A 23,318-nucleotide genomic window follows, 5' to 3' on the forward strand; every position below is an offset into this window, starting at 1 on the left:
CCGCAATTCGGGAACATGCAATGAGCTCGGGGACCCCGCAACTTACCTTCCGCGCCGTCGTGCTGGCCATCGTGCTGGCCGTCGTGCTGTCGGCCGCCAACGCCTACCTGGGCCTGTTCGCAGGCCTGACTATTGCCACGGCCATCCCGGCGGCGGTCGTGTCGATGGGCGTGCTGCGCCTGCTGGGCGGCGGCACGATCCTTGAGAACAACATCGTGCAGACCGGCGCCTCCGCCGGTTCGTCGATCGCGGCCGGTGTGATCTTCACGATTCCCGCGCTGATCATCCTCGGCTACTGGCAGGACTTCCAGTATTCCTGGGTGCTGGCGATCGCCGGCCTGGGCGGCCTGCTGGGCGTGCTGTTCTCGGTACCGCTGCGCCGCTCGATGATTGTCGAGGAGCCGCTACCGTTCCCCGAAGGCAAGGCCGCGGCCGAAGTGTTGAAGGCCGGTGAGAACCCTGGCCCCGGTCTGAAAATCCTCGGCCTGTCGGCAGGCATCGGCGGATTGGTCAAGCTGGCCGCCGAAAGTGGCTTCCGGATGATTCCCGACAATGCGGCGGGTGCAGGCTTTTTCGGCAAGTACCTTGGCTACATGGGCACCGGCTTGTCCCCTGCGCTTCTGGGCGTCGGTTACATCGTCGGCTTGAACATCGGCATTGTCGTGCTGTCGGGCAGCATCCTGGCCTACAACGTGGCCATCCCGTTCTACCATGCGTTTCTGCTGAACTCGGATCCTGCTCTGGCGATGCAGGTCGCTGGCAAGACGGCCGCAGAAGCCGCTGCGATCATCCGTGCCGAGAAGATTCGTTACCTTGGTGTCGGCGCCATGCTGATCGGCGGTATCTGGACGCTGTTCTCGCTGCGCAAGTCGCTTCTTTCCGGCGTCAAGAGCGGCATCGCGGCCGCCCGCGCGGGCTCCGGCGGCGCCGACGTGGCCGAGACGGAGCGCGACCTGCCAATGAAGTGGATGCTGATCGCACTGGTGCTATTCGTGCTGCCGCTGCTAGCGCTCTACCAGGCGATCGTCGGCAACTTCTTGGTCAGCGTGCCGATGACGGTGATCATGATCGTCGCAGGCTTCCTGTTCGTCTCCGTGTCAGCATATCTGGCGGGTCTGGTCGGGTCTTCGAACAACCCGGTATCTGGCATCACCATCGCGACGATCCTGTTCGCATCCGTCGTGCTGATGTTCCTTCTTGGCAGCGACTCCAAGATCGGTGCCGTGGCGGCCATCATGATCGGCGCCGTTGTCTGTTGTGCAGCGGCGGTAGGCGGCGACAACTTGCAGGATCTGAAGGCCGGCTATCTGGTCGGAGCGACTCCTTGGAAGCAGCAGTTGATGCTGGGCATCGGCGCATTCTCCTGCGCGCTCATCATGGCGCCGGTGCTGAACCTGCTGGACCAGGCGTACGGTATCGGCGATCCGACACGCCCGGGCTCGCTGCAGGCGCCGCAGGCCACACTGATGGCTTCGGTCGCGAAAGGGATGTTCGGTGGGCATCTGCCTTGGGAAATGATAGGGGCGGGCGCGGTGATCGGTGCCTTCATCATTGCGTTCGACGGCTGGCTGAAAGCTCGAAACTCCAGCTTCCGCGTCCCCGTTCTGGCCGCCGCGATCGGTATCTACCTGCCCTTGGAATTGATGGTGCCGATCTTCCTGGGCGGTCTGCTGGCCTGGCTGGTCGAGCGCCGCCATGGCGTGGTTGGGGCGGAGGAGGAAGTCCGCGATCGCGTTCATCGTCCCGGTGTCCTGTTCTCGGCCGGCCTTATTACCGGCGAGGCCCTGATGGGCATCTTCATCGCGATCCCCATCGTGGTCAGCGGCCGAGCGGATGTGCTTGCGCTGCCGGAGCAATTCCATTTCGGACAGATGGTGGGTCTGGCGGTCCTGCTGGCAGTGGGCTGGTTGATCTACCGCACCGGCGCCAAGTCGAAGGCGCTGGGCGACGCCGAACCCGGCCCCCGTTAAGCCAACACACGGCGCAAGGGCGTGACCTCACGCCTTTGCGCCCCGGCGCGCTTAGCGCCTACCATCGGGGTTTCCCTGTTGCCGGAGCCCCGGATGAAGCTGAAATCCGCCCTGTTGCCCCTTTGCCTGCTGGCAGCGCTGCCGTCGCTCGCCGCCGCCCGCGGCCTGGACGTGCGCGACCTGCAGAAGCTGGACCGCGTCTCGTCGCCGGTCCTTTCGCCGGACGGTGGTACTGTCGTGTTCGCCAAGCGCATCGTCGATGCCGAGGTGGTCAAGGCCAGCAGCAGTCTGTGGATCCGCAACCTGCTGACCCGCGATATGGCACCGCCCAAGCGGTTGACGCCGGAGGGCTGGAGCGTCAACTCGCCGTCGTTCTCGCCAGATGGCAAGACGATCTACTTCCTCAGCGGCAAGTCCGGTGTGCAGCAGCTGTATTCGATTCCGGTCGCCGGCGGCACGCCGCGCCAGCTGACGGCGTTTGCGCTGGACGTCGCCAGCTACAAGCTGTCGCCGGACGGCACGCGCGTGCTGTTCAGCGCCGACACCTTCGCCGACTGCAAGGCGGACTTCGCCTGCACGCAGAAGAAGCTCGACGCCACCGCGGCGAAGAAGAGCACCGGCGTGGTCTACGACGGCCTGTTCGTCCGCCATTGGGATACCTGGGCCGACGGCCGCCGCAGCCGCCTGTTCGTGGCGGCGCTGCCGGGTGCCAAGGCCAAGGCCGTGAGCACGGCCACGTCGTTGACGGACCGATTGGATGGCGACGCGCCGTCCAAGCCGTTCGGTGGCGCCGATGAGTACACCTGGTCGCCGGACGGCGCCTCGGTGGTGGCGTCGGTGCGCGTCGCCGGCAAGGGCGAGGCGTGGTCGACCAACTTCGACCTGTACAAGATTGCCGCGGACGGCAGCAGCGCGCCGGTCAACCTGACCGCCGCCAACCCTGCGTGGGACACCGGCCCGGTGTTCAGCGCCGACGGCAACACGCTGTATTACCGCGCAATGAAGCGTCCGGGTTTCGAAGCCGACCGCTTCGGCCTGATGGCGATGGACCTGGCCTCGAAGCAGGTGCGCGAGATCGCGCCGTCGTGGGATCGCTCCGCCGACGGCATCGCGCTGTCGAAGGACGGCGCGACGATCTACACCACGGCGCAGGACGTGGGTCAGCATCCGCTGTTCGCCGTCGACGTCGCCAGCGGCGCGGTGAAGTCGGTCGTGGACGAAGGCAGCATCTCCGCCTTCGACATCGCCGGCGACACGCTGGCGCTGACCCGCAATACGCTGAAGAGCGGCGACCAGCTGTTCACGACGACGCTGTCCGGCGCGCCGCTGCGTGCGATCACGCCGAGTGCGCAGGAAGCCCTCGGCGATGTCAGCTTTGGCGACTTCGAACAGTTCAACTTCAAGGGCTGGAACAACGAGACCGTGCACGGTTACGTGGTCAAGCCGCACGACTACGTGGAAGGCAAGAAATACCCGGTGGCGTTCCTGATCCACGGCGGCCCGCAGGGCAGCTTCGGCAACGGTTGGAGCTATCGCTGGAACCCGCAGACCTACGCAGGCCAGGGCTACGCGGTGGTGATGATCGATTTCCACGGCTCGACCGGTTACGGCCAGGCCTTCACCGATGCGATCAGCCAGCACTGGGGCGACCGCCCGCTGGAAGACCTGCAGAAGGGTTGGGCGGCGGCGCAGCAGAAGTACGCCTTCCTCGACGGCAAGAACGCGTGCGCGCTGGGCGCCAGCTACGGCGGTTACATGATCAACTGGATCGCCGGCAACTGGAACGAGCCGTGGAAGTGTCTGGTCAACCACGACGGCGTGTTCGACATCCGCTCGATGGCCTACGTCACCGAGGAGCTGTGGTTCACCGAGTGGGAGAACGGCGGCACCCCGTACGACGTGCCGAAGAACATCGAGAAGTTCAATCCGGTCAACCACATCGCCAAGTGGCGAGTGCCGATGCTGGTGGTGCAGGGCGAGAAGGACTACCGCGTGCCGGTGGACCAGGGCCTTTCCACGTTCACCGCGCTGCAGCGCAAGGGCATCGAATCCAAGCTGCTGTACTTCCCCGACGAGAACCACTGGGTGCTCAAGCCGCAGAACAGCATCCTGTGGCACGACACCGTCAATGCGTGGCTGAAGCAGCACATCGGGGAGTAAATGCATGGCAGCACCCGCAGAGGGGCAGCAGATCAATGCTGCCGTCATCACTGGCGACGCCGCCGTCCTCGGATTGCTGGCGATCATCCTGGGCTTCGTTTTCTGGAGCGCCTCCCGCGAAAAGGGGGTCTGGAAGAAGTTCTACTCGGTGGTCCCCGCGATCCTGCCCTGTTACCTGTTGCCGGCCATCGCCAACAGCTTCGGTCTTGTGGATGGTGCAGGCTCGAACCTGTATCCGATGGCGCGCGACTATCTGTTGCCGGCGTCGCTGGTGCTGTTCTGCGTGTCGATGGATATTCGTGGCATCGCCCGGCTCGGTCCGAAGGCGCTGGTGATGTTCCTTACCGGCACCGTGGGCGTAATGCTGGGTGCGCTGGTCAGTTTTACCGCAATGGGAGTGATCCATCCGGAAACGGTCGCAGGCGAAACGTGGCGCGGGATGACCACCTTGACCGGAAGCTGGATCGGCGGCGGCGCCAATCAGGCAGCGATGAAGGAGGTGTTCGAAGTCGACGCCACCCTGTTCGGACAGTTCGCGGCGGTCGATGTGATCGTGGGCTACGTCTGGATGGCGACCCTGTTGTTCATGGCGTCGCGGACGGCGTTCTGGGATCGCTGGCTCAAGGCGGACACGTCGGCGATCGAAACGCTCAAGGAGCGGATGGCGAGCTACCAGGCACAGCATGCACGGATCGCGTCGACGACGGACCTCATGCTGATCTTTGCCGTGGCGATCGGCGCGACCGGATTCGCGCATTTCCTCGCCGAGCCACTGGTTGCGTGGATCACATCGTTGCCTGCCGAATGGCGGTTGCAGGACTACAGCCTGGATTCGCGCTTCTTCTGGCTGGTGGTGATCGCCACGACCGTGGGTGTGGTGCTCAGCTTGACCCGTGCGCGTGAACTCGAGGGCGCCGGTGCATCGAAGATCGGCACGGTTTTCCTGTATGTGCTGATTGCAACCATCGGCATGCAGATGGATCTGAAAGCACTGGCCAACAAGCCCTTCCTGCTGCTTCTTGGCCTGATCTGGATCGCGGTGCACGCAAGCCTGATGTTGCTGGTCGCGCGCCTGATTCGCGCCCCGCTGTTCTTCATGGCCGTCGGCTCGCAGGCCAATATCGGTGCGGCCGCCAGCGCGCCGGTCGTCGCCAGCGCATTCCATCCTGCGCTGGCGCCCGTGGGTGTACTGCTTGCGGTTCTGGGGTACGTGCTGGGTACTTACTGCGCTTACATGACGGGGCTGATGTTGCAGGCGCTTGCTGGCGGCTGATCAACAATGACCGCCCTTCTTCGGAGGGGTGGTCATTGAACGGGCAATGCAGCCGGTGCCTGCTTCAGCAACAGCGGAACCCGCTCCTGCCGCCGAATCGCGCTTCCTGTCGTTCGCGGAAGAACGTCTTGTAGTCCATCGGCTCGCGGTCCGGGTGCTTCTCCAGCACGTGCCGGACGTAGTTGTCGTAGTCCGGCACGCCGCAGCATAGCCGCGCGGTCTGCACCAGCCTCCGCCACACACGCTTGTGCGTGGCGAAGTGCGAGAGCGGAACGAGTTCAGTGCCCATGGCTTACAGCCAGGCCTTCTGCTGTTCGTCGGTCAGCGCGACGTACGGCGACTCGCGATCGGTACGCACGTTGCTGGCGCGTGCCTTCAGGATCGCCTTGACCGCATACAGCAGCACGCTGAATACCACGAACAGGAACAGGACGGTCAGGCCGGTGTTCACGTAGCTGTTGATCACCACCTGGTGCATCTGGCTCATGCTCTTGGCCGCGCCGAGCAGCTGGCCGTCGGCGATGGACGCCTGGTACTTCTTCGCCTGCGCGACGAAGCCGACCGCGGGGTTGCTATCGAAGATCTTGATCAGCCCCGCGTAGGTCGTGCAGATTAGCAGCCAGATCGCGGGGACGACGGTGACCCACGCGTAGCGGTCGCGCTTCATCTTGAACAGCACCACCGTGCACAGCATCAGCGCGATGCCGGCGAGCATCTGGTTGGCGATGCCGAACAGCGGCCACAAGGTGTTGATGCCACCCAGCGGATCCACCACGCCCTGGTACAGGAAGTAACCCCACAGCGCGACGCAGCCGGCGGTGCCGATGACGTTCGCACCCCAGGAATCCGTCTTGCGCAGGGGTGGGATGAAGTTCCCCAGCAGGTCCTGCAGCATGAAGCGGCCGGCACGCGTGCCCGCATCCACCGCGGTCAGGATGAAGAGCGCTTCGAACAGGATGGCGAAGTGGTACCAGAACGCCATCATCGCGTCGCCGCCCGGCAGAGCGTCGTGCAGGATCACCGCGATGCCAACCGCGAGCGTCGGTGCGCCACCGGCGCGCGAGATGATCGTGCCTTCGCCGATGTTCTGCGCGGTCTGCGTCAGCATTTCCGGCGTCACCACGAAGCCCCAGCTGCTGACCTTCGCGGCCACGTCCACCGCGGTCGTGCCGATGGCCGCAGCCGGGCTGTTCATGGCGAAGTACACCCCCGGCTCGATGATCGAAGCCGCGACCAGCGCCATGATGGCGACGAAGGATTCCATCAGCATGCCGCCGTAGCCGATGTAACGCGAATGCGTTTCGTTGGCCAGCAGCTTGGGCGTAGTGCCCGAGGAAATCAGCGCATGGAAGCCAGACACCGCACCGCAGGCGATGGTGATGAACAGGAACGGGAACAGGCCGCCCTTCCACACCGGGCCATCGCCGGTGCTGGCGAACTGCGTGAACGCCGGCATCTTCAGCGAGGTTACTTCCGGGCTGGCGATGACGATGCCGATGGCCAGCGCGACGATCACGCCGATCTTGAGGAAGGTCGACAGGTAGTCGCGCGGCGCCAGCAGCAGCCACACGGGGAGCACGGCGGCGACGAAACCGTAGCCGATCAGCATCCACGTAATCTGGGTGCCGGTGAAGGTGAACGCCGGGCCCCACGTGGGATGCGCGCCGACCTTGCCGCCGAACCAGATGGCCAGCAGCAGCAGGATGATGCCGACCACCGAGATCTCGCCAATCTTGCCCGGGCGGATGTAGCGCATGTAGATGCCCATGAAGATCGCAATGGGCATCGTGGCGATCACCGTGAACATGCCCCACGGGCTTTCGGCCAGCGCCTTCACCACGATCATCGCCAGCACCGCCAGGATGATGATCATGATCAGGAAGGCGCCGAACAGCGCGATGGTGCCGGCGACCTGGCCCATTTCCTCGCGGACCAGATCACCGAGCGAGCGGCCGTTGCGGCGACTGGAGATGAACAGGACCATGAAGTCCTGCACTGCACCCGCAAGCACCACGCCGGCGATCAGCCAGAGCATGCCGGGCAGGTAGCCCATCTGCGCGGCGAGCACCGGGCCCACCAGCGGGCCAGCGCCGGCGATGGCGGCGAAGTGGTGGCCGAACAGCACGTGCTTGTTGGTGGGCACGTAGTCCAGGCCATCGTTGTGGATGTGGGCGGGGGTCGCGCGGGTGGGATCCAGCCCCATCACGTTCTTCGCGATGTACAGGCTGTAGTAGCGGTACGCCACCAGGTAGATGGACACCGCCGCCACGACGATCCACAGCGCGCTGATCTGCTCGCCCTGGCGCAGTGCCACCACGCCCAGGCACACCGCGCCGAGCAGCGCGAGCGCTGCCCAACCGATCTTGGAAAAACCGTTCATTCGGGAACCCTCCGACAAGTCGGGACAAGGGTCGCCCCATGCAGGAGGCCGGTCAATCCGTAATGGCCGATTCAGCCTTCGACTTTGGTCGCAGTCCGCAGGCGTACTGGCATCAGAGCCAGCGAGAGCGCTTGAACAGTCGGTACAGGCCGAAACACGCCAGCGCTACGCCCGCGATCAGGACGGGGTAGGCGAAGCGTCCGCCGAGTTCCGGCATGTGTTCGAAGTTCATGCCGTACCAGCTGGTGATCAGGGTGGGCGCGGCGAGCAGCGCGGCCCAGGCACCCAGGCGTTTGACGATCTCGCCCTGGGCCAGCGTCACCAGCGAGAGGTTCACGCTGAGCGCCGTCGTCAGCATTTCACGCAGCGTGTCCGTGTACTCGTTGACGCGCAGCACGTGGTCCTGCACATCGCGGAAGTACAGCCGTACTTCTTCGGGAATCAGCGTGCTTTGCGAGCGGGTCAGCTGCGCCAGCACGTCCTGCAACGGCGCCACCGCCAGCCGCATCTGGGTCAGCTCGCGCTTCAGTTCGTACAGCTTCACCACCGTCACCCGGCGATAAGTGTCGGCGAAGATGTCCTTCTCCAGCGTGTCCAGCGTCTGCTTGAACTGGTCGATGATCGGCCGGTAGTTGTCGACGATGTAGTCGAGCACGGCATAGAGTCCATACGACGGACCGAGCGCGAGCAGGTCGGGTTCGCGCTGCACGCGCTCGCGCACCGGCGCATACGACAGCGACGCGCCGTGGCGCACGGTCACTAGGTAGCGCGGGCCGAGGAAGGCGTGGGTTTCGCCGAACCTGATGCGGTCGTCCACCACCTGCGCGGTATGCACGGCCACGAACAGCGAGTTGCCGTAGGCCTCCAGCTTCGGTCGCTGGTGTGCGTTCTGCGCGTCCTCGACGGCAAGGTCGTGCAGGCAGAACTCCTCCTGCAGTTTCTCCAGGATGGTGTCCGCCGGTTCGTACAGGCCCACCCAGATGAAGCTGCCGTCGTCGACGGCCAGCACATCGCTGATCTCGTCCAGGCTGATATCGCGTCGCTTCCCGCCTTTGTCGTATACCACGCAGTTGATGACGCACTGGGGCAGGGCGGGCTTCGTGTCGACGGTCGCGAGATCATTCATGGCGGGAATCGTGCGCCACGGAGCCGCGTCCGACAAGCCCGGTCCGCTGTTGTGGGAGCGACGTCAGTCGCGATGGCCGGTCCAGTACATCGCTGATCCCGGTTCGCGACTTACGTCGCTCCCACAACCAGGTCCACTTCACTGGGCGACGAAGCGGATCGCCTGGCCGCCACCCGGTGCCAGCTTCAGCGTCAGCGTGTCGCCACGCGTCACGCTGCGCTCCTCGATCGCGATGTCCTGCGGCGCGGTCTTCCAGTTCGCCTTGTCGCCGTCGCGGTAGATCTGTGCGGTGTAACGGCGGCCTTCGTCGAGGAAGGAGAGCGGCACGGTCAGCGTGCGTCCGTCCTCGTCGGTCAGCGAACCCAGATACCAGTTCGGGCCGCCGCGCTCCTTGCGGGCGATGGTCACGTAGTCGCCCACTTCACCGTTCAGCACGCGGGTGTCGTCCCAGTCCACCGGCACGTCCTTGATGAACTGGAACGGCGCCGGGTTCTTCTCGTAGTTCTCGAGGAGATCCGCGGCCATCTGCAGCGGGCTGTAGATGACGACATACAGCGAGAGCTGCTTGGCCCAGGTGGTGGCAATGCCGTCGGTGGAGCGCGTCTTCATGCCGAAGATGCCCGGCGTGTAGTCCATCGGCCCGGCGAGCAGGCGGGTGAACACCAGGTTGGCCTCGTGCTCCGGCGGATTGCCGGGCTGGCCCCAGGCGCTGAACTCCATGCCGCGCGCGCCTTCTCGGGTGATCCAGTTCGGATACGTGCGGCGCAGGCCGCTGTCCTTGATCGGCTCGTGCGGATTGACGGCGATATGGCGCTTCGCCGCCTCGGTCACCACCTTCAGGTGGTGGCGTGCCATGTCCTGGCCTTCGTGCCACGCATAGTGGCGCTTGCCGTCGGTGCCGGTGACCTTGGCCTGGCTGGCATCGGCCACATAGCCGGTCTTCACCGCCGGCACGCCGACGCGCTGGTACAGGTCGAACGCGGCATCGAGTTGCGACTCGTAGTGCGCGGCGTTGCCCGAGGTCTCGTGGTGGCCGATCAGCACCACGTTCTTCGAGCGGGCGTACCGGCTGAGCGCTTCGAGGTCGAAGTCGGGATACGACCTCGTGAAGCTGAAATCCTCGCCGTTGCCGAACCAGTCGCCGTCCCAGCCCACGTTCCAGCCTTCGACGAGCACGCCGCCGAAACCGTGCTTCGCGGCGAAATCGATGTGCTTGCGGACGTTCTCGTTGGTGGCGCCGTGCTTGGGGCCGGAGGCCCAGCTCTTCAGCTCCAGGTGCATCTCCCACCACACGCCGACGTACTTCATCGGCTTCACCCACGACACGTCGCCGAGCGCGTTGGGCTCGTTGAGGTTGAGGGTCAGGGACGACATCGCCAAACCGGCGGCGTCATCACTCAGAAGCAGCGTCCGCCAGGGCGTGTCGAACGGCGCGGCGCGCACCACCTTGCCTTCGCCGATGCCCGGTGTCAGGGCGGCTTTCAGCTTGCGGTCTTCGACGCGGGTCAGGTTCATGCCGCTGTAGTCGACCAGCGCGGCTTCGTGGATCGAGAGGTGGGTGCCGTCCTCGAACTTGAACGTGATCGGCGTCTGCGCATCGCCGACCTGCTGCACGGGCGTGCGGTGGTACAGGTATTCCTCGCGGTTCCATTCCCCGGCGGGAATCCACCACGCGGTCGCGTCACGGGCCAGCGAGAACTCGGTCAGCTCCTCGCTGATCTTCACCTGCTCCAGGCCGGGCTGCTTCGGGAAGCGGTAGCGGAAGCCGACGCCGTCGTCGAACACGCGGAACACCACGTCGAAGCTGCGGAAGGGCTTGGCCTTCTCCTTCAGCGTGACCGTCAGTTCGTTGTAGTGGTTGCGGATGAAGCGGCGCTCGCCCCAGGGCTGCTCCCACGTTTCGTCGAACGCGCGCGTACGCGGCTGCACGATCTCGATGTTGCGCTCGAACTTCGGCGCGTCCAGCAGCAGGAAGCCGAGCCGCGACGGTGTGATGACCGGCTGGCCCTTGCGCGATACCGCGTACGCGGGGCGGCCATCGTTGTCGGTGGACAGCTCGACGACGAGGGAACCGTCCGGCGAGGCGACGCGTGGGCCGGGACCGGCGTGCGCGGAGGCGGCGACGGCGAACACGACCGTCAGGGGCACGACAAACGTGGAGAGGAAACGGAGCATGCGACCCTCGCGATAGGCAGAGGGCCGCATCGTGCGTGGCGGGGCTCAGTGCGACAAGCGTCGCGGCATGAATACGTATGCAAGCGCCAGGTGCACCGGCAGCAGCAGGGCGATCCATGTCTGGTTGTATTGCAGCCGCAACGGCAGCCAGTGCAGGAACCACGCGCCCAGCGCACCCGCGCCGATGGCCACGAGCAACCAGCCGAACCAGCGCGGCGGCGTGCGGCGGCGCAGCACGGCAATTGCGCCGGGGATGAGCAGCACGCACAACGGATTGAGCAGCAGCAGATTGCGGTTCGCCCACGCGGCCCAGTGGTCGCTGAAACCCCACAGATAGACCAGCAGCGAGCCGCCGATGAAGCAGACGAGCCAGAACGGCAGCGCCACGGCGACGAGCGCGCGCGGCCAGCGTCGACCCGCCAGTGCGATGACGATCGCAACCAGCACGCCCGCACCCAGCCACGGCAGCCAGCGGCGGGGCGTCTCGACAGGCTCTGCCGCGATGCGGTGCGGCAGCAACTGCATCTCCGCCTGCACCAGCGGTCGACCCGCGGCATTCTTCGCCTCGCGCAGGCTGTCGGCGAGGCGCATCGGCACGAACGCTTCCTCCCATCGCGACATGGGCTTGTCCGCATTCGGACCCAGCCCGAGGTCGAAGCCCAGCCACATCCACGTCGCCGGCGAGGCGAGCCGCACGGCCTCGCTGCGGAACGTGTTGCCGCGCGAGCGTCCGGCCAGTTGGGATTTCAGCCGGCCACCGAGCGCGGCGTCCAGCGCGTCGCGCACCTGGGTGGAGCAGTTGGAGGTGAAGTAGTCGTAGCGGTAGCGCGCGTTCTCGGGCTTGGCCCGTTCGGCCAACGCATCGGCCAGCGCCTGCGCCTGCTCGGGCTCGATGTCCAGCCACTGCAGCGACACGCCGCGTCCGCTGTCGCGGTACTGCGTCAGGTCCTGCTCGAACGGCAGTGCGACCAGGTAATACATCATGTGGCCGCGGGCGAAGTTGCCAACGAAGTCCGCTTCGCCCGGATCGAAGAAGCCGAAGTTGTACGAGATCGCATCGCCGCTGGCGGGATCGATCACCACGATGGCGTTGTGGCCGAAGCGCTCGAAAAACACCTCGCCCGGCTGCATCGTCGCCACGCCGATCCGCGGTTGCGCCCATGCCGTCGCCGCCAGCAACCACAGTGCGCCCAGCAGCGCCAGGCGCGTGGCCGCGCTACGCATCGGCCAGCACGCCGACGTGGAAGGCGTGCACGCGCCGCGCATCGGCACGCGCCACGCGGAACATGAAGCGCCCGAGTGTCAGTTCCTCGCCGGTTTCCGGGAGGTGGCCGATGGCGGCGGTGACCAGGCCGCCGACCGTGTCGTATTCGTCGTCGAGGAAGTCGGCGCCGAAGCGCTCGTTGAAATCGGCGATCGGCGTCAAGGCATCCACGACGAACTGGCCGTCGGCCTGCGCCGCGATCAGTGCGGCACCGTCCTCGGCGTCATCGTGTTCGTCGTCGATCTCGCCGACGATCTGCTCCAGCACGTCCTCGATGGTCACCAGGCCCGCCACGCCGCCGTACTCGTCCACGACGATCGCCATGTGGTTGCGCGACAGCCGGAACTCCTTCAGCAGCAGGTTGAGCTTCTTGGATTCGGGAATGAGCACCGCGGGCCTCAGCAACTCGCGCACGCTGCCCGGGCCATTGTCGGCGACGACGCCGCGCAGCAGGTCCTTGGCCAGCAGGATGCCGAGGATCTCGTCCTTGTTCTCGCCATGCACCGGGAAGCGCGAATGGCCGGACTCCACCACATCCTTCATCAGGTCGAGGAAGCGCGCCTCCACCGGCAGCGAGACCATCTGCGCGCGCGGCACCATGACGTCGCCCACGGTCAGGTCAGCGACCGCGATGGCGCCTTCCATCATCTTCAGGGTGTCGCCCGCGATCAGGCCGTCGGACTGCGCATCGCGCAGGATGGCCACCAGATCGTCGCGTGTGCTGGGTTCGCCGGAAAACGCCGAGCTGAGGCGGTCCAGCCAGGTGCGCCGCTTCTCCGACGGTTTGTCGGAGCCATCCGGCGCGAGGGTACTGTCGTCTTCTGACATCTCTTCGGAAAGGTCGCCCGTGCGGGGCGTGGCGGCCAGTCTAACCCGGTTGGACCGCTGGCGCAGGCGCTTGGCCGGGGTCGGCAGGCGTGTCCGCGGGCTCGTCCTCCAGCAGGTCCAGGCTGTAACTGCAGCCGACGAGGGTCTTGCCCGGGTGCGACGACACGTTGCTGACGTTGAGCACCGCCGAGTCGATCATGACCTTACCGGTGTCCGGGTCGACGGTTTCCTCGCTGCGGACTTCCTTGCCGAACATCGCCTTCTCGGGCGTGTCGATGGCGGTCTCCAGCGCCAGTTGCCTGGCCAGGGGACGTGGATCGGGCAGGTCCAGCAGGGCGACCACGCCTCCGCCGGAAAACGCGATGTGGGCGGTCTGGTGCCCGAACACGCGGATCGGCGACGCCAGCCGGTATTCGGTCATGAACATGTTCGCCTGCGGCAACGGCTGCCAGCCCTGGGCGACCGCCTTCAACGGGTCTTCAAGCGCCGGCGCCAACGCCATGAGCCGGGCCAGGTCGCCACGGCATTCGATCAGGGCGGCGAGGTCGACGGATGCGTCCTGCGCGGTGGCGGACAGCGGGAGCAGCAGCGCCAGCAACGGGGCGGACAAGGACGTGCGACGCATGCGATCAGTCTTCCGCGTAGGGGTCGGCGATGCCGAGTTCGGCCAGGATCCCGCGCTCGAGCTGTTCCATGCATTCGGCTTCCTTGTCGTCCTCGTGGTCCCAGCCGAGCAGGTGCAGCGTCCCGTGCACGGTCATGTGGGCGTAATGCGCGGCGAGTGGCTTTTTCTGTTCCTTCGCTTCGCGCGCGACGACCGGCGCGCAGATCACCAGGTCGCCGAGCAGCGGCATCTTCACGCCCTTCGGCAGTTTGACGCCTTCCGCCATCTCCGCCGGGAAGCTCAGCACGTTGGTCGCATAGTCGCGCCCGCGGTAATGCCGGTTGAGCGCGCGGCCTTCCTTGCTGTCGACAATGCGGATGGCCAGGTCCGCCTCACGGATGCGGCCCTTCAGCGCCGCCGCCACCCACTTGCGGAAACTCACCGCGGACGGGATGCCGACACGCGGCAGGGCGTAGTTCACGGCGACTTCGAGGCGGACGGGACCTTGGGTCATGGGGTATGTCTCGGTAGAGTCGAGCCCGCTCGACTGCTCGTGGCGCCATCATCCTGCGGGGCAAAGCGGTCGGGCAAGCTCGACTGCGGTCGTCACGCGGCCGGTTCCGTCTCCGCGTCCTTGCCGTCGCGTGCATCGTAAGCCCGCACGATCTTCGCCACCAGCGGATGGCGCACGACGTCGCGACTGGTGAAGAAGTTGAACGAAATGCCGTCCACGCCACGCAGTACCTCCAGCGCGTCCTTCAGGCCGGATTTCTGGTGCTTGGGCAGGTCGATCTGGGTCAGGTCGCCGGTGACGACGGCGGTGCTCCCGTACCCGATGCGCGTCAGGAACATCTTCATCTGTTCGATGGTGGTGTTCTGCGCTTCGTCCAGGATCACGAACGCGTCGTTGAGCGTGCGGCCGCGCATGTAGGCCAGCGGCGCGATCTCGATGACGTTCTTCTCCAGCAGCTTGACCACCTTTTCCACGCCGAGCATCTCGTACAGCGCGTCATACAGCGGGCGCAGGTAGGGGTCGACCTTCTGGGTGAGGTCGCCGGGCAGGAAGCCGAGCTTCTCGCCGGCCTCCACCGCCGGGCGCACCAGGATCAGGCGCTGCACGCGCGATTCGTTCAATGCTTCGACGGCGCTGGCCACGGCCAGGAACGTCTTGCCGGTGCCGGCCGGACCGATGCCGAAGTTGATGTCGTGGGTGGCGATGGCATGCAGGTACTTGGCCTGGTTGGCGCCACGGCCGCGCACCGTGCCGCGCTTGACCTTGATGGCCACGTCCTGTGGCTCGTAGTCCTCGTCGGCGATGCGGTCGACGTTGGCGGCGTTCAGTCGCAGGTGGATGGCTTCGCTGTCGAAGGTCTCGCTGGCGGTTTCCTCGTACAGCGCATGCAGCAGCTTCTCTGCCGCCGCAGCGGACTTCTCCGGCCCGGTGACGCGGAAGATGGCGCCGCGGTTGGCGATCTCCACGCCCAGACGCAGCTCTATCTGGCGCAGGTGCGCATCGAACGGACCGGCCAGGTTGGCCAGGCGCTCGACGTTCTCAGGTTGCAGGGTGAATTCGTGGTGGCTGGGTGCGGTCATGGGGCAGGCAGGGGTCTCAAGGCGTGGCGCTAGTGACGGGTGTGCTCGTCCGCGTCGTCCACCGGCCACTGGTGGAAGACGTAGACCTCGTCGTCGACGAGGGCCTGGTCGAAGTGTTCCTCCTCCGGCGCGTCATGGCGCTCGATCCGCACGGGTTCGTCCTCCACGGCGACGACCTCCCATCCCTGTTCGCGGACGAAGGCGATGGCGCGATGCATCGGATCTGGCACGAAATCCGGGCGCAGGTAGCAGGTGACGAAGGCCCCGCCGGCTTCCACGAAATCAGGGCTGTCGGGCTGCGGACGGGCTTCAAGGGTGAACACCCACAGGCGCGGGCTGTCGGGGGAAATGGCGGCGATTCCGTTGGATACAAGGACGGGCGGCAGCGTAACCCGGCGGCGATGAGGCGGACCATCACGCGCCGCTCGTCGGATGTCGCTTGAAATTTAATTAAATAATAAATTAAATAAAGTCATGACCTCTTCAAAACCACCCAAGACCGACATGGCCGCCAACGGCACAACGACCGCCACGCCGCACAGGCGCGCGCGCGGCCGTCGCCCGACCGCCGAATCCGCCGATCTCCGCGAGACGCTGCTCAACGCCGCGCTGGGCTGCTTCGTCAGGAAGGGAATCGCCGCCAGCTCCCTGCGCGATATCGCCAGCGAAGCCCACGTGACCCCGGCGCTGGTGCACTACTACTTCGGTGACAAGGCCCAGTTGCAAGCGGCGGTCGTGGCCGAGCGGCTGCTGCCGGTGGTGGCGCAGATGCGCAAACCGGTGATGCAGGCGGGTGAGGGCGACGTGGCGGGGCTGGTGGCCGGGTTCGTGCAGGGCATCGGCGGCGTGGTCGCGCAGCATCCCTGGCTGCCGACCCTGTGGGTGCGCGAAATCCTGTGCGAGGGCGGCGCGCTGCGCGAGGTGATGATCGGCCAGGTCGGCCCGCTGCTCCCGAAGATGATGGCGGGTCGTTTCGCCGCCGCACAGCAGGCCGGACGACTCAACCCCGACCTCGATCCCCGCCTGCTGATGGTGTCGCTGATCGGGCTGACCATGTTCCCGATGGCGAGCGCACCGATCTGGCGCCAGTTGTTCGGCGCCGACGATATCGATTTCGACGACCTGCGCCGGCACACGCTGGTGCTGCTGGACCGCGGCCTGGAGCTCGACCATGCGAAATGAGCCGACCCGCGCGACCCTCGCGATCGCGCTGATGGTGCTGGCCGGCTGCAAGCCGGATGCGCCGCAGGCGCTCGGCACGCTGGAGTGGGACCGGGTGACGCTGCCGTCGCCGGTCGCCGAGAAGATCGTGCGCATCGACGTGCGCGAAGGCCAGCAGGTGGCCGCAGGCGCGCCGTTGCTGCAGCTCGAACTGGCGCGCACCCAGTCGCAACTGGCCGCCGCACAGGCGCAAGCCACGCAGAGTCGCGAAGCCCTGGCAGAACTGCGCGCCGGCCCGCGCGTCGAGGCCATCGCCCAGGCGCGTGCCAGCCTGGCCGCTGCGCAGGCACAAGTCCGGGATGCGGATGCCTATTACGCGCGCCTGCAACCGCTGGGACGCCAGCGCCTGGTGGCGGCCTCCGAGGTGGATCGTGCGCGCGCGGCATCGCAGAGCGCACAGGCGCAGGTGCGCGCGGCGCAGGCTGCGTTGCTGGAACTGGAGCACGGCACGCGCGTCGAGCAGGTCGCCCAAGGCGAGGCCGCCGTCGCTTCGGCGGATGCACAGGCGCGTGTGCAGGCGGTGACACTGGAAAAGCTCACCATCGTCGCGCCACGTGCGGGCCGCATCGACAGCCTTCCTTACAAGCTGGGTGACCAAGCCCCGGTCGGTGCGCCCCTCGCAGTCATGCTGGTCGGCGACGCGCCGTATGCGCGCGTGTACCTGCCGCAGGCGTTGCGCAACCGGCTGAAAGTCGGCGATACGCTGCGCGTGCGCCTGGAGGGCGAGGCCGCAATCCACGAAGGCCGCGTGCGGATGATCCGCAGCGAGCCCAGCTTCACGCCGTACTTCGCGCTGACCGGCCAGGACGCCGCGCGCCTGAGTTATCTCGCTGAAATCAGCCTGGGCAAGGACGCCGCCAGCCTGCCAGTGGGCGCGCCCCTGCAGGTGGTGTCCGATGGCGACGAATGACCAGGGACTGGCGATCCGCGTCCGCGGGCTGACCAAGCGCTTCGGTGCGTTGGTCGCGGTGAACGACGTCGACCTCGACGTGCCCCGTCGGAACGTCTATGGCTTCCTTGGGCCGAATGGTTCCGGCAAATCCACGACCATCCGGATGCTGTGCGGCTTGCTGACACCGACCGCGGGCGACATCGAAGTACTGGGCCTGCGTATCCCGGATCAAGCCGAGCAACTGCGCACGCGGATCGGCTACATGACGCAGAAGTTCTCGCTGTTCGAAGACCTCACTGTCCGCGAGAACCTCGAGTTCCTCGCCGCGGTGCAGGACATCCCGCGTGCGCAGGCGCGGCGTCGCATCGATGAACTGGTCGAGCAGTACCACTTCCAGGACCGGCAGAAGCAACTGGCCGGCACGATGAGCGGGGGGCAGAAGCAGCGCCTCGCGCTCGCGGGTGCTGTGATCCATTCGCCGGAGCTGCTGTTCCTCGATGAACCGACCAGCGCGGTCGATCCCGAATCGCGCCGCGATTTCTGGGAAAAGCTCTTCGAGCTCGCCGACGCCGGCACCACGCTGCTGGTGTCCACGCACTACATGGACGAGGCCGAGCGCTGCCATCGCATCGCCATCCTCGATCGTGGGGTGCTGGTGGCGGACGGCACGCCCGATGCGCTGACGGGGGAGCTCGCCGGACGCACGCTGGTCGTGGAAGCGCCGGAGCCGCGCCAGGCGCAGAAAGTCCTCGTCGGCCTGCCCGGCGTGATCAGCGTGGCGCAGATCGGCAACGTGCTGCGCGTGCTGCTGGCCGAGAATGGACAGGCCGCGGACCGCATCGCACAGGGCCTGCGCACGGCTGGCATCAGCGCGGAGGTGTCGGCGGCGCAGGCCAATCTGGAAGACGTGTTCGTCTCCGCCACGCGCGGCCAGCCGGCGCGCGAGGAGGCCGCATGAAGTCCCGCCGCCTGATGGCCGTGATGGTGAAGGAACTGCGGCAGATGCGGCGCGACCGCATCACGCTGGCAATGATCGTGGGCATCCCGGTGATGCAGTTGCTGTTGTTCGGTTACGCGATCAACACCAACCTGCGCGACCTGTCCGCCGGCATCGCCGACCAGTCGCGCACGGCCGCGTCGCGCGCGCTGGTGATGGATATCGTCGCCACCGGCGTGGTCACCCCGACGAAGGAAGCTGCGACGCCGCAGGAACTCGTGCAGGCGATGCGCCGGGGCGAGATCAGCATCGGCGTGGTGATCCCGCCGGACTACGAGCGCCGCCGTGCGGAAGGCCGCGAAGCCGTGCAGATCTTCGTCGACGGCAGCGACAACGCCGTGCAGAGCGCGGCCGCGCAACTGGCGCAGATGCCGCTGGACGGCAGCAGTAGCCCGCTGGCGACGCGCACGATCAGCGTGGTCGGCTTCTACAACCCGCAGCGGCGCTCGGCGGTGAACATCGTGCCGGGGCTGATCGGCGTGATCCTGACGATGACGATGGTGCTGTTCACCGGCGTGGCCATCGTGCGCGAACGCGAGCGCGGCAACATGGAACTGCTGATCGCCACGCCCGTCAGCAGCGCGGAACTGATGATCGGCAAGGTGTTGCCCTACGTGGCCATCGGTTTCGTCCAGACCACGGTGGTGCTGGCGCTGGGCATGTGGCTGTTCCAGGTGCCGCTGGGTGGCAGCCTGCTGCACGTGTACATCGCCGCCTGCCTGCTGATCGTCGCGAACCTGACGCTCGGCCTGCTGATCTCCACCGGCGCCAAATCGCAGTTCCAGGCGATGCAGATGACGTTCTTCATCTTCCTGCCATCGATCCTGCTGTCCGGCTTCATGTTCCCGTTCGCCGGCATGCCGCAGGTCGTGCAGTGGATCGCCGAGGCGCTGCCGCTGACCCATTTCCTTCGCCTGATCCGCGGCGTGATGCTGCGCGGCGCCAGCCTGTGGGAGCTGTGGCCGGATGTGCTCGCGTTGTTGGCCTTCACCACGGTGATGATGACGGCGGCGATCCTGCGGTTCCGCAAGCGGCTGGACTGATAGGCTGGCGACCTTCCGGCAAGAGGGGCGAGCGATGGACGACGCAGCGATCGGTGCGGTGGTGGATGCCATGTACGCGATGATCTCGGGTCCGGCGGGTCCGCGCGACTGGTCGACGCAGGACGATGTCTTCCATCCCGACTGCCGCCAGATCCGCACGGGCGTGGATGCGCAGGGAACGCCATGGCGGCTGTCTTTCTCGCTGGCGGAATACCGTGCCAACGCCGACGCTATGCTGGCTGAGATGGATTTCTTCGAGGTGGAGACCGGGCGCGAGATCCGCGTGTTCGGCAACATCGCCCACGTCTGGAGCGCCTACGAGGCCCGCCACGCGCCCGGCGATGCGGTGGCGGAACGCCGCGGCATCAACAGCATCCAAAGGATGGCTGGAAGATCATCCACATGATCTGGGACAACGAGCGCGACGGCGTGCCCCTGCCTGCCGTCGGCTGAGGTGCGACGTCAGTCGGTGCCGGCGATGCGGCCGCGCAGCGAATTGGTCAGCGCTTCCGTGATCACTACGTCGACGAACTGGCCGATCAGGCGTGGATGGCCGGGGAAGTTCACCGAGCGCATGTTCTCGGTCTTGCCGGTCAGCTCGGTCGGGTTCTTCTTCGACGGGCCTTCCACCAGCACCGACTGCACCGTGCCCACCATGCGTTGCGAGATGCCCGCGGCGTAGGCGTTGATGTGCTGCTGCAGGCGCTCCAGGCGCGCATGCTTCACGGCGTCCGGCGTGTCGTCTTCCAGGTCCGCGGCGGGCGTACCAGGGCGACGCGAGTAGATGAAGCTGAAGCTCTGGTCGAAGCCGACATCCTCGAGCAGCTTCATCGTCTTCTCGAAATCGGCATCGGTTTCGCCGGGGAAGCCGACGATGAAATCCGAGCTGATCGAGATGTCGGGCCGCACCGCGCGCAGCTTGCGGATCTTCTGCTTGAACTCGAGCGCGGTGTAGCCGCGCTTCATCGCCGAGAGGATACGGTCGCTGCCCGCCTGCACCGGCAGGTGCAGGAAGTTGGCCAGTTGCGGCACGTCGCGGTAGGCATCCACCAGCGAGTCGCTGAACTCCAGCGGGTGCGAGGTGGTGAAGCGGATGCGGCCGACGCCGTCGATCTCAGCGATGGTGCGGATCAGCAGGCCCAGGTCGGCGACCTCACCGTCGCCATAGGGGCCGCGGTACGCGTTGACGTTCTGGCCGAGCAGGTTGATCTCGCGCACGCCTTGCGCGGCGAGCTGCGCCACTTCCACCAGCACGTCCTCGAACGGCCGACTGACTTCCGTGCCGCGGGTGTAGGGCACGACGCAGAACGAGCAGTACTTCGAGCAGCCTTCCATGATCGACACGAACGCGGAAGGACCTTCGGCGCGCGGCTCGGGCAGGCGGTCGAACTTCTCGATTTCGGGGAAGCTGATGTCCACCTGCGGCTTGTTCTGTTCGCGGCGGGCGCGGATCAGTTCCGGCAGGCGGTGCAGGGTCTGCGGGCCGAACACCAGGTCCACGTAAGGCGCGCGCTTGACGATCGCCTCGCCTTCCTGGGAGGCCACGCAGCCGCCGACGCCGATGATGACGTCGCGGCCGCCGGCCTTCAGCGCCTTCCAGCGGCCGAGCTGGCTGAAGACCTTCTCCTGCGCCTTCTCGCGAATGGAGCAGGTGTTGACCAGCACCACGTCCGCTTCCTCGGGGTTGTCGGTCAGCTCGAGACCGTCGGAGGCGGCGAGCACATCGGCCATCTTGGCCGAGTCGTACTCGTTCATCTGGCACCCGTGGGTCTTGATGTACAGCTTGCCGCGCACCTGATCGGGCGCGCGGGCGCGGCCAACGGGCAGGGGGACGAGTGCGGGGTCGGTCACGGCAGGGCCGGCCGTGGTCGGCAGTGCGGGGGCTTGCGTCCCGGTCATGGCGCTTAATCCAGTCGGGTGGGGCGGGCAGGGCCGCGTAGTTTACGCGCTGGGGGCGGCCGGAACCCGTACCGGATGGCGTTGATAGCGGGTAACAGGCCATCCCTGGCCGCCGTGCCGCCGGCTGTTGGAACTCCGACCGGCCGCACAGATTGGAGGAACCCTTTGTTGGACAAGGACTTGGCAATCCCTCGGGAATTCGGGACACTGCGCGGCATGAGGGGGACTCTGACGCTTCTGGCCGTGCTGGCCGCGTTGACCGCACTGCCGGCCAGCGCGGGCACGCTGTACAAGTGCACCGGCGCCGACGGCGTGCCGGCGTATGTCAGCAAGCGCGTCAGTGGTTCCAGTTGCGAAGTCGTGAGCCGCTACACGCCCGAACGCAGTCGCCCGACCCAGGTCGCCTCCGTGTCCCGGCCCGCCGAGGCAACGCCGGCCATCGGCGCCGCCGTCTCGCCCGCCCTGTCGGATTCCGCCAGTGCCATCGTCCCGGCCGCCGTCCCGGCGCCGGCGCCTGCCGCGACCGGTCCGCGCCGCGTGGTCAGCGGACAGGTCTATTCGTACATCAAGGACGGCGTCCGTCATTACACCAGCGCGCGCCCGCAGGGCGGCACGCAGGTGGCCAGCCTGCGCACCATCAAGTACAGCTACATCGAAACGTGCTTCGCCTGCGGCAACCCCGGCGTCGACTTCGGCCGGCTGCGGCTGAACACCTCCGCCTATCAGGCCGAAATCGCTGCGGCATCGCGCGAGTTCGGCGTGGAGGAGGCCATCCTGCGCGCGATCATGCACGCCGAGTCGTCCTACAACCCGATGGCGCTGTCGCATGCGGGTGCCCAGGGCCTGATGCAGCTGATGCCGGCCACGGCGCGCCGGTTCGGCGTGGCCGACTCCTACAATGCCGGCCAGAACATCCGCGGTGGCGCGCAGTACCTGTCCTGGCTGCTCAAGCGCTTCAATGGAAACCTGACGCTTGCGGCCGCCGGCTACAACGCAGGCGAAGGCGCAGTGGACCGCCATGGCGGCGTCCCGCCGTACAAGGAAACCCAGCGCTACGTGCAGCGCGTCGCCGTGCTGGCCGACCGCTACCGCCAGGCGGTCGCCGCGCGTTGAGTCGTGGCGGGCGCCTCGGGCGCACGCAAGCCATTGATTCCACGGCAGCCGTTGTCGGCCCATTAAGCCATCCGTTACACTTTGCCGTCTTTTGCGGCCCGCGTCCGTGTCTGGGTGCGGCCTTGGCAGCCTTTTTTGCTACCTGATTGTTTTGCGGAGTGCCGGATGGCCATCGATGGGGTCAATGGGCCTGTGAATACGGGCCGACGCCGGTTCCTGACTGCGACCACCGCGGTGGTGGGTGCAGTGGGTGCCGGCATTGCAGCTGTACCTTTTATCAAGTCGTGGAATCCGAGCGCCCGGGCCAAGCTGGCCGGTGCTCCGGTGACTGCCGATCTCACCGGCCTGCAGGAAGGCCAGCGTCTGATCCTGGAATGGCGCGGCCAGCCGATCTGGATCGTCAAGCGTTCCAAGGCGATCCTGGATGCGCTGCCGACGCTGGATGCGAACCTGCGCGACCCGCAGTCCACCAACAAGGACCAGCAGCCGTCGTACATCACCGGCGAGACGCGCTCGCTGAAGCCTGAAGTCTCCGTGCTGGTCGGCCTGTGCACGCACTTGGGCTGCTCGCCGGAAATGGCCGCCGAGATCAAGCCCGAGCCGTACGATCCGAACTGGAAGGGCGGCTACTTCTGCCCCTGCCACAAGTCGCGCTTCGACATGGCCGGCCGCGTGTTCCAGGGCGTGCCCGCACCCACCAACCTGGTGGTGCCGCCGCACTTCTACCAGGACGACAACACCATCGTGATCGGCCTCGATCCGCAAGGGGGCGCGTAAGCC

21 protein-coding genes are annotated in these 23,318 nt (G+C 66.5%); 10 read left to right on the forward strand and 11 right to left on the reverse strand.

Going from position 1 to position 23,318, the window contains the following annotated elements; translation table 11 throughout:
* Positions 1 to 20: 20 nt before the first annotated feature.
* The 3 genes from Q0907_RS14890 to Q0907_RS14900 all read left to right on the forward strand — a co-directional run bounded on the left by Q0907_RS14890 (position 21) and on the right by Q0907_RS14900 (position 5,403).
* Entirely contained in the window at positions 21 to 1,970 is a 1,950-nt protein-coding gene (locus Q0907_RS14890; RefSeq protein WP_299346261.1) for an oligopeptide transporter, OPT family, read from the forward strand.
* A gap of 93 nt (positions 1,971 to 2,063) precedes the next feature.
* Positions 2,064 to 4,130 (forward strand): S9 family peptidase, encoded by a 2,067-nt coding sequence (locus Q0907_RS14895; RefSeq protein WP_299346264.1) that lies wholly within the window; start codon positions 2,064 to 2,066, stop codon positions 4,128 to 4,130.
* Between the two features lie 31 nt (positions 4,131 to 4,161).
* Positions 4,162 to 5,403, forward strand: a complete 1,242-nt coding sequence (locus Q0907_RS14900; protein ID WP_299346362.1) for a DUF819 family protein — start codon at positions 4,162 to 4,164, stop codon at positions 5,401 to 5,403.
* 64 nt (positions 5,404 to 5,467) lie between these two features.
* Here Q0907_RS14900 and Q0907_RS14905 read toward each other — a convergent pair whose 3' ends face one another.
* From Q0907_RS14905 to Q0907_RS14950, 10 genes are all read right to left on the reverse strand, one after another.
* On the reverse strand, positions 5,468 to 5,692 hold the full coding sequence (locus tag Q0907_RS14905; protein WP_142123676.1) for a CstA-like transporter-associated (seleno)protein: 225 nt from the start codon (positions 5,690 to 5,692) through the stop codon (positions 5,468 to 5,470).
* Positions 5,693 to 5,695: 3 nt separating this feature from the next.
* Positions 5,696 to 7,783 carry a carbon starvation CstA family protein gene (locus Q0907_RS14910; RefSeq protein WP_299346267.1) on the reverse strand — a complete coding sequence of 696 codons (2,088 nt, stop codon included), beginning with the start codon at positions 7,781 to 7,783 and terminating at the stop codon, positions 5,696 to 5,698.
* A 112-nt stretch (positions 7,784 to 7,895) separates the two neighbouring features.
* Positions 7,896 to 8,909: a magnesium/cobalt transporter CorA gene (gene corA, locus Q0907_RS14915; protein ID WP_296278808.1), complete on the reverse strand. Its 1,014-nt coding sequence runs from the start codon at positions 8,907 to 8,909 to the stop codon at positions 7,896 to 7,898.
* Between the two features lie 138 nt (positions 8,910 to 9,047).
* Entirely contained in the window at positions 9,048 to 11,084 is a 2,037-nt protein-coding gene (locus Q0907_RS14920; protein ID WP_299346272.1) for a glycoside hydrolase family 97 protein, read from the reverse strand.
* A 45-nt stretch (positions 11,085 to 11,129) separates the two neighbouring features.
* Complete coding sequence (locus Q0907_RS14925; RefSeq protein ID WP_299346274.1) at positions 11,130 to 12,308, reverse strand: DUF4105 domain-containing protein; 1,179 nt, start codon at positions 12,306 to 12,308, stop codon at positions 11,130 to 11,132.
* Entirely contained in the window at positions 12,301 to 13,176 is an 876-nt protein-coding gene (locus Q0907_RS14930) for a transporter associated domain-containing protein (RefSeq protein WP_296278805.1), read from the reverse strand. Before Q0907_RS14930 ends, Q0907_RS14925 begins: the two co-directional genes overlap by 8 nt.
* Positions 13,177 to 13,216: 40 nt before the next feature.
* Entirely contained in the window at positions 13,217 to 13,801 is a 585-nt protein-coding gene (locus Q0907_RS14935) for a hypothetical protein (protein ID WP_299346277.1), read from the reverse strand.
* A 4-nt stretch (positions 13,802 to 13,805) separates the two neighbouring features.
* Complete coding sequence (gene ybeY, locus Q0907_RS14940; protein ID WP_296278803.1) at positions 13,806 to 14,294, reverse strand: rRNA maturation RNase YbeY; 489 nt, start codon at positions 14,292 to 14,294, stop codon at positions 13,806 to 13,808.
* A 92-nt stretch (positions 14,295 to 14,386) separates the two neighbouring features.
* Positions 14,387 to 15,373, reverse strand: a complete 987-nt coding sequence (locus Q0907_RS14945; RefSeq protein WP_299346280.1) for a PhoH family protein — start codon at positions 15,371 to 15,373, stop codon at positions 14,387 to 14,389.
* Between the two features lie 29 nt (positions 15,374 to 15,402).
* Positions 15,403 to 15,696: a hypothetical protein gene (locus tag Q0907_RS14950; protein ID WP_299346283.1), complete on the reverse strand. Its 294-nt coding sequence runs from the start codon at positions 15,694 to 15,696 to the stop codon at positions 15,403 to 15,405.
* A 151-nt stretch (positions 15,697 to 15,847) separates the two neighbouring features.
* On the opposite strand from Q0907_RS14950, the gene Q0907_RS14955 reads away from it, so the two are divergent.
* Genes Q0907_RS14955 through Q0907_RS14975 form a run of 5 tightly spaced genes read left to right on the forward strand, consistent with a single transcriptional unit; the run spans position 15,848 to position 19,932 of the window.
* A complete protein-coding gene (locus tag Q0907_RS14955; protein ID WP_299346285.1) occupies positions 15,848 to 16,555 on the forward strand; it encodes a TetR/AcrR family transcriptional regulator in 708 nt (235 codons plus the stop codon).
* A complete protein-coding gene (locus tag Q0907_RS14960; protein ID WP_299346288.1) occupies positions 16,545 to 17,504 on the forward strand; it encodes an HlyD family efflux transporter periplasmic adaptor subunit in 960 nt (319 codons plus the stop codon). The genes Q0907_RS14955 and Q0907_RS14960 overlap by 11 nt, the downstream gene beginning before the upstream one ends.
* A gap of 13 nt (positions 17,505 to 17,517) precedes the next feature.
* Positions 17,518 to 18,444 carry an ABC transporter ATP-binding protein gene (locus Q0907_RS14965; RefSeq protein WP_299346365.1) on the forward strand — a complete coding sequence of 309 codons (927 nt, stop codon included), beginning with the start codon at positions 17,518 to 17,520 and terminating at the stop codon, positions 18,442 to 18,444.
* Positions 18,441 to 19,526: an ABC transporter permease gene (locus Q0907_RS14970; protein ID WP_299346291.1), complete on the forward strand. Its 1,086-nt coding sequence runs from the start codon at positions 18,441 to 18,443 to the stop codon at positions 19,524 to 19,526. Before Q0907_RS14965 ends, Q0907_RS14970 begins: the two co-directional genes overlap by 4 nt.
* A gap of 34 nt (positions 19,527 to 19,560) precedes the next feature.
* Positions 19,561 to 19,932: a hypothetical protein gene (locus tag Q0907_RS14975; protein ID WP_299346294.1), complete on the forward strand. Its 372-nt coding sequence runs from the start codon at positions 19,561 to 19,563 to the stop codon at positions 19,930 to 19,932.
* A gap of 56 nt (positions 19,933 to 19,988) precedes the next feature.
* Here Q0907_RS14975 and miaB read toward each other — a convergent pair whose 3' ends face one another.
* On the reverse strand, positions 19,989 to 21,425 hold the full coding sequence (gene miaB / locus Q0907_RS14980) for a tRNA (N6-isopentenyl adenosine(37)-C2)-methylthiotransferase MiaB (protein ID WP_299346296.1): 1,437 nt from the start codon (positions 21,423 to 21,425) through the stop codon (positions 19,989 to 19,991).
* 216 nt (positions 21,426 to 21,641) lie between these two features.
* Here miaB and Q0907_RS14985 point away from each other — a divergent pair, with 216 nt between their 5' ends.
* Both Q0907_RS14985 and petA read left to right on the forward strand, forming a co-directional pair.
* Positions 21,642 to 22,538: a lytic transglycosylase domain-containing protein gene (locus Q0907_RS14985; protein WP_299346300.1), complete on the forward strand. Its 897-nt coding sequence runs from the start codon at positions 21,642 to 21,644 to the stop codon at positions 22,536 to 22,538.
* Positions 22,539 to 22,703: 165 nt separating this feature from the next.
* Positions 22,704 to 23,315 carry a ubiquinol-cytochrome c reductase iron-sulfur subunit gene (petA, locus tag Q0907_RS14990; RefSeq protein WP_299346303.1) on the forward strand — a complete coding sequence of 204 codons (612 nt, stop codon included), beginning with the start codon at positions 22,704 to 22,706 and terminating at the stop codon, positions 23,313 to 23,315.
* Positions 23,316 to 23,318: the final 3 nt, after the last annotated feature.

This window comes from uncultured Pseudoxanthomonas sp. (genome assembly GCF_947498795.1).
Taxonomy (GTDB): domain Bacteria; phylum Pseudomonadota; class Gammaproteobacteria; order Xanthomonadales; family Xanthomonadaceae; genus Pseudoxanthomonas_A.

What these genes read in the sequence shown, in the direction of transcription:
- Q0907_RS14975 (WP_299346294.1), top strand. Translation starts at nt 19,561, where the DNA reads ATGGACGACGCAGCGATCGGTGCGGTGGTGGATGCCATGTACGCGATG.
- Q0907_RS14955 (WP_299346285.1), top strand. Translation starts at nt 15,848, where the DNA reads ATGACCTCTTCAAAACCACCCAAGACCGACATGGCCGCCAACGGCACA.
- Q0907_RS14970 (WP_299346291.1), top strand. Translation starts at nt 18,441, where the DNA reads ATGAAGTCCCGCCGCCTGATGGCCGTGATGGTGAAGGAACTGCGGCAG.
- Q0907_RS14895 (WP_299346264.1), top strand. Translation starts at nt 2,064, where the DNA reads ATGAAGCTGAAATCCGCCCTGTTGCCCCTTTGCCTGCTGGCAGCGCTG.
- Q0907_RS14935 (WP_299346277.1), bottom strand. Translation starts at nt 13,801, where the DNA reads ATGCGTCGCACGTCCTTGTCCGCCCCGTTGCTGGCGCTGCTGCTCCCG.
- Q0907_RS14905 (WP_142123676.1), bottom strand. Translation starts at nt 5,692, where the DNA reads ATGGGCACTGAACTCGTTCCGCTCTCGCACTTCGCCACGCACAAGCGT.
- miaB (WP_299346296.1), bottom strand. Translation starts at nt 21,425, where the DNA reads ATGACCGGGACGCAAGCCCCCGCACTGCCGACCACGGCCGGCCCTGCC.
- ybeY (WP_296278803.1), bottom strand. Translation starts at nt 14,294, where the DNA reads ATGACCCAAGGTCCCGTCCGCCTCGAAGTCGCCGTGAACTACGCCCTG.
- Q0907_RS14920 (WP_299346272.1), bottom strand. Translation starts at nt 11,084, where the DNA reads ATGCTCCGTTTCCTCTCCACGTTTGTCGTGCCCCTGACGGTCGTGTTC.
- Q0907_RS14910 (WP_299346267.1), bottom strand. Translation starts at nt 7,783, where the DNA reads ATGAACGGTTTTTCCAAGATCGGTTGGGCAGCGCTCGCGCTGCTCGGC.
- petA (WP_299346303.1), top strand. Translation starts at nt 22,704, where the DNA reads ATGGCCATCGATGGGGTCAATGGGCCTGTGAATACGGGCCGACGCCGG.
- Q0907_RS14960 (WP_299346288.1), top strand. Translation starts at nt 16,545, where the DNA reads ATGCGAAATGAGCCGACCCGCGCGACCCTCGCGATCGCGCTGATGGTG.
- corA (WP_296278808.1), bottom strand. Translation starts at nt 8,909, where the DNA reads ATGAATGATCTCGCGACCGTCGACACGAAGCCCGCCCTGCCCCAGTGC.
- Q0907_RS14930 (WP_296278805.1), bottom strand. Translation starts at nt 13,176, where the DNA reads ATGTCAGAAGACGACAGTACCCTCGCGCCGGATGGCTCCGACAAACCG.
- Q0907_RS14890 (WP_299346261.1), top strand. Translation starts at nt 21, where the DNA reads ATGAGCTCGGGGACCCCGCAACTTACCTTCCGCGCCGTCGTGCTGGCC.
- Q0907_RS14985 (WP_299346300.1), top strand. Translation starts at nt 21,642, where the DNA reads ATGAGGGGGACTCTGACGCTTCTGGCCGTGCTGGCCGCGTTGACCGCA.
- Q0907_RS14925 (WP_299346274.1), bottom strand. Translation starts at nt 12,308, where the DNA reads ATGCGTAGCGCGGCCACGCGCCTGGCGCTGCTGGGCGCACTGTGGTTG.
- Q0907_RS14945 (WP_299346280.1), bottom strand. Translation starts at nt 15,373, where the DNA reads ATGACCGCACCCAGCCACCACGAATTCACCCTGCAACCTGAGAACGTC.